This is a genomic window from Dietzia sp. Cai40, from assembly GCF_014145165.1.
In the GTDB taxonomy this organism is placed as follows: Bacteria; Actinomycetota; Actinomycetes; order Mycobacteriales; family Mycobacteriaceae; genus Dietzia; species Dietzia natronolimnaea.
Genome location: NZ_JAALEB010000306.1, coordinates 1 through 4330 on the forward strand (window position 1 = coordinate 1; position 4330 = coordinate 4330).

At 67.3% G+C, this 4330-nt stretch carries 4 protein-coding genes; 1 reads left to right on the top strand and 3 read right to left on the bottom strand.

Annotated features, from left to right (window positions below):
- Positions 1-178: 178 nt before the first annotated feature.
- Positions 179-787, bottom strand: coding sequence for a hypothetical protein (locus tag G6022_RS11880; RefSeq protein ID WP_182639459.1), 609 nt, complete (start codon positions 785-787; stop codon positions 179-181).
- A 69-nt stretch (positions 788-856) separates the two neighbouring features.
- Between G6022_RS11880 and G6022_RS11885 the strand changes: the two genes are divergently transcribed.
- Positions 857-1999: a plasmid pRiA4b ORF-3 family protein gene (locus tag G6022_RS11885; RefSeq protein WP_182639458.1), complete on the top strand. Its 1143-nt coding sequence runs from the start codon at positions 857-859 to the stop codon at positions 1997-1999.
- A gap of 82 nt (positions 2000-2081) precedes the next feature.
- Here the strand turns inward: G6022_RS11885 and G6022_RS11890 are convergent, their stop codons facing one another.
- Both G6022_RS11890 and G6022_RS11895 read right to left on the bottom strand, forming a co-directional pair.
- Positions 2082-3359 carry a type II toxin-antitoxin system HipA family toxin gene (locus tag G6022_RS11890; RefSeq protein ID WP_347238175.1) on the bottom strand — a complete coding sequence of 426 codons (1278 nt, stop codon included), beginning with the start codon at positions 3357-3359 and terminating at the stop codon, positions 2082-2084.
- Positions 3328-3774 carry a helix-turn-helix transcriptional regulator gene (locus G6022_RS11895; protein WP_159110396.1) on the bottom strand — a complete coding sequence of 149 codons (447 nt, stop codon included), beginning with the start codon at positions 3772-3774 and terminating at the stop codon, positions 3328-3330. The genes G6022_RS11890 and G6022_RS11895 overlap by 32 nt, the downstream gene beginning before the upstream one ends.
- Positions 3775-4330: the final 556 nt, after the last annotated feature.

A 4330-nucleotide genomic window follows, 5' to 3' on the forward strand; every position in this document is an offset into this window, starting at 1 on the left:
CCCCGCCACTCCGCGCAACTACCGCACGTCGCTCGACCCGCGTGCTGACTGTCCTGGCCTCCGCCCGATCGCCCCGCGTTGGGGGCGAGCGCCCCGGATCGAGCGGGATCGTCCACTCGGCGGGATCCGCCCGGTGGTTGGGGGCTCGGTGCGCGGTGCGCGGGAGCGGCGGCCGTCGTCATCGCTTCCGCGCCGACACGTGAGCGATGTCGACGGACACCGGCCGCCACGAGATCCCGGGGATCGAACGCAGGGGAGCGAACGGGTCAGCAGCGCGCTGCCACGCGACGGACAGACTGTTCGCGATGAGGTCGGCGTCGGCGGGGTGGGCTCGCGTGGCGACGCGACGCAGGAGCTGGACGTCGGTGAGCTTGACCGTGACCGTCCACGTGATCGTCCCCCGGTCGTAGATCTCGGTGGTCACAGCGCTCTCCACATCGAGAACCCGGAACGCGCCCTCTTCGAGGAGTTCCTCCACACCGCCCGTAGGCCAGATCAGCCAGTTCAGTTGAGGCAGCGGCGGCAGGGTGGGATCGGGCCCCGCCTCCTCACTCGCCGGGTCCTCGATCACCGCACCGGAGAACGCATCGACCACCACCGTGTCCTCACGGTACTGGGCCAGTGCCGCCGTCACCGCCGCCGCATCGACGATGGCGACCTCCGCGGACACAGTGCAGGACCATGTCTCGCGGTTCCTGCCGGGACGGGGCCGCGCAGGCGAGGGTTGCGGGGTGGGCTCAGGCGCGGGCTCGGGTAGGTCGAACAGGCCGGGCTCGACAGTGTCCATGGCAGGTGAGACTACTTCTCCAAACGGGGGCGTCCCAGCGCGCCGCTCGCATCTCGTATCGTCGGTGAGGTGACGCCCTCGACAGATCGCCCCTACGGACCAGGCGACCTCACCGCAGACGAGTTGAAACACGCGGTACTCGACGCATTGGCGAGCGCGGGAGTCCCGCAGACCGAGTTGATGGCCTCGCTGGCGGCCGGGGCTGACTATCAGTCCCCGTGGGAACGCCCGGCCGTCAACCGGCGGCACCCGAGGCGCGAGACACCGGTGATCTACCGTGTCAAGGTCGAGCTGCAGGACTCGTCCCCGCCCATCTGGCGACGCCTGGACCTGCGCAGCGACCTCATGTTGCCGCGCCTTCACCTGATCCTGCAGGAAGCCATGGGCTGGACGAACAGTCACCTGCACGAGTTCGTCCACGCATCCTCGCGCCGGGACCGCGACGCCGAGCACTTCGCCTCCATGGACTACCCCGACGCCGGGGAGATGGGCGAACTCGACGAGGCTGACGTACGGCTCGACGAGCTGGCGCACAGCGTGGGCGATAGGTTCCTGTACCTGTACGACTTCGGTGACAGTTGGTGGCATCGCGTCACCGTGGAGAAGGTCCTGGAGCCCGACGACGACGACGAGATCCCGGATGCGACGGTGGTGGCAGGTCGCCGGGCATGCCCTCCGGAGGACTGCGGGGGGATCTGGTCATATAACGAGTGGATCGCCGGCGGCGACGAGTTCGACTCGGATGGCTGGGGCCCGGAGGTACTCGAGTTCTGGGCCGGCTGGGACGCGGAAGAATTCGACCTCGAGGACGTTCAGCGGCGAGTGGTCGGAATCGCCGACACGCCAGCCACTCTCAGGGAAGTCCAGCGGGACGAGGCCGCGAAGCTGCAGATCCTGCTCGAACGGGTCGGCGACGGGGTCAAGCTCACCGCGGCCGGGTACCTGCCGCCGACGATGGTCGAGCAACTCATGGCCGACACCGGCTGGGACCGCAAGTGGATCGGGAAGAACAATCGCGAAGACCTGACGTTCCCGATCTGGCAGCTGAGGGACTGGGCCCGCGCGCTGGGGCTGGTGCGTAAGTACAAGGGCGAGCTCCGGCCGACCCGCCGCGGTACCGCGTTGAAGAACGACCACCAGGCCCTCACCGAGCTGATCGCCCGCAGCTTGCCGCACGATCGGCTCTACGGCACCCCGCTCGACTGGTTCTGACCCGGCCGGTTCCGCGCGGCCGGGTTAATGCGGGCCGGGGGCGGGTGGCGGACCTCGTCGTCGTCGCCCCAGTTCGGTTCACTCAACCGAACCAGGCCAGAACCCGTCGACACTGGGCCTCGACCTCGGCCATAAGCGTGTCTGCCAACCGGTGTTCGTCGTCAGTGCGCGGGGGGTGCAGCTCGATGGCGGATCGGAGTGCCCCGGGCAGCTCATCGGAGTCGAGGTAGATCTGGGCGGTGAGCACGCTCGGATCGAGATCGTTGGCCTCCGCAAAGGTGATCCAGTGGCGGAGGGTGATCTCGTCGTAGGCGTACCGACTCCCGATCTTCATGGCGAGTCTGCGCTGACTCCGTTGTGGTGAGTACGGGTAGATCGACGCGATGTCATAGAGCGGTGCGAGCCGGGGTGGGGAATCATCGGCGTGAAGAATCGCGTAATTCTTGGCATGGGCGTCGGTGGCGCCGAGCAGAAAGTTGATCGCAAGCGCTCGAACGAAAAGCCAGACGTCTTCCTCGAGGCGGAGCGCCCGCAAGAAGGAGATGACATCGCCGGGGGATGGGCCTCCATCGGCCTGGTACTTGCGCGACGGATGAACTGCGAGAGCTTGGCAGAGGTCCTCCTGATGGACACGGGTCACGGTTCCATCAACGGCGACATGGCGGTCCCACCGTCGGCTGATCACAGCGGGAGTGCCAGCGAAATCGACATAGTTCGTGGCGGCCGTCGGCAAACCGATTGTTCGGACGGCTTGCAGACACAGGACTTCGTTGTACGCCTGGCAGGGGAGATCGGTAACACCGGGCTTGATGATGTGCGTAGTGGGGATCGCGCCGGTCGCCTGATACCACTGGTCTGCTCGTCGGTGGAGAGCGACCTTCTCCTGAGCTCCTGCGAGCGACCAATGCTCGCCGCGGGCCTGCCAGGATGCCTGTCTGCTCGAGATCAGCTCGCGGAGTCTCCTGCTGATGTCGGCGTCAGACATCGGTACGAGGACCCCTTCGTCGAGTTCATCCATCGCATCGGGGCGGAGGAACTGAACAGCGCCGGCGCAATCGCGACCGACAGCGGTGAGGAGGGAAAACGTGTTGCCTGCGACGGCCCCGTGATGGCGGGCGATCTGGACCCGCGCGGCCTGGTTGTCGGGCAACAGTCCGTCGAGGAAGGGCTCGACCCGATCGGGGCCCCAGGCCTGACGGCGTCTGGGCATGGAGAGCGAGAGATTCCGTTCGGGGCCGTCGAGGTCGTAGGAGAACGAGTGCTTGCCATGACGGCCCTCCGTCAACGTCCCCAGTCTCTGTCCAGACAGTAGGACCGCGAGTTCCTTGTCAGGCATCGGAAGACCGCTGAGTGATGTCATCTGCGACGTCGCGTGCACGGTGGGCCGCCCGGATGGCGCGTGCAGCGGCAAGCGCTACTTCGCCAGGGGGGGCCACTTTTGCGGAAGTCAGGACTTCATAATCGTCCGCCGGTGTGTCGACTGCTTCGGGTGCCTCCATCGCCTCGACTGCATCGACCGCCTCGGGCAGGTGCCGCGGGTGGCGGGCCGACTCGGCGGGGGGCGTGTCCGAGTCCGGTACGGGATACGCCAGCCGGATCGTGACGTCCAGAACGTCCATCATCGCGAGCACCTTGCTCAGTGACGCATTGGGAGCGCGCCCGCTCTCGAAGAGGCTCACCCAGGAGCGTGTGAGATGGGCTGCCGCTGCGAGGTCGGCCTGGCTCATACCGGCGGCGAGACGGGCGTCCCTGACCGACGTAGCGATGTCGGTCACAGTCCGGGCCCTAGCGGCGAACGTTGCCATGACGCTCCTGAGGTTCGTTGTATCGAACGCAGCCTAGGTGTTCGGTTTACCGAGCACAAGGTAGTGTGTGCGCTATTTCGAACTTTGCGGTCGTCAAGCACCCTGTCCGGGTATCGGGGAGAGCCTTGTCGTCGTCGCTTTCAGGCGCGCAACCACAGGCCGAACTGTGTGCGTTACGACAGCGTGCGGCCGGTGAGTCACTTAGACGATGACGTCGTTCGTCGCCTCGCGGATGGGGCTCTCGCCGGTGGAGCCGTCGCCCCGCCGCGGAAGATTCACCCAGATGCGCAGCGGCGGCCCGCCGAGTTCGAGATGGCCCGGCCGGTTCCGCGCCACCCGGCGGCCGCGGGTCGGTCCGGGCAAAGGGTGAGCCTCGTCATCGTCGCCCCTTCCCAACGCGGGCCGGGGAGCGGCTCAGGAGCTACAGCGGCCCGCCGAGGCGCCAGTTGCCGGTGAACTTAATGCGGTCGGCGCCGGCGGGCAGACCGCGGGCAGGACGGTCTGGGTAGCGCCGCCTGGCCGGACC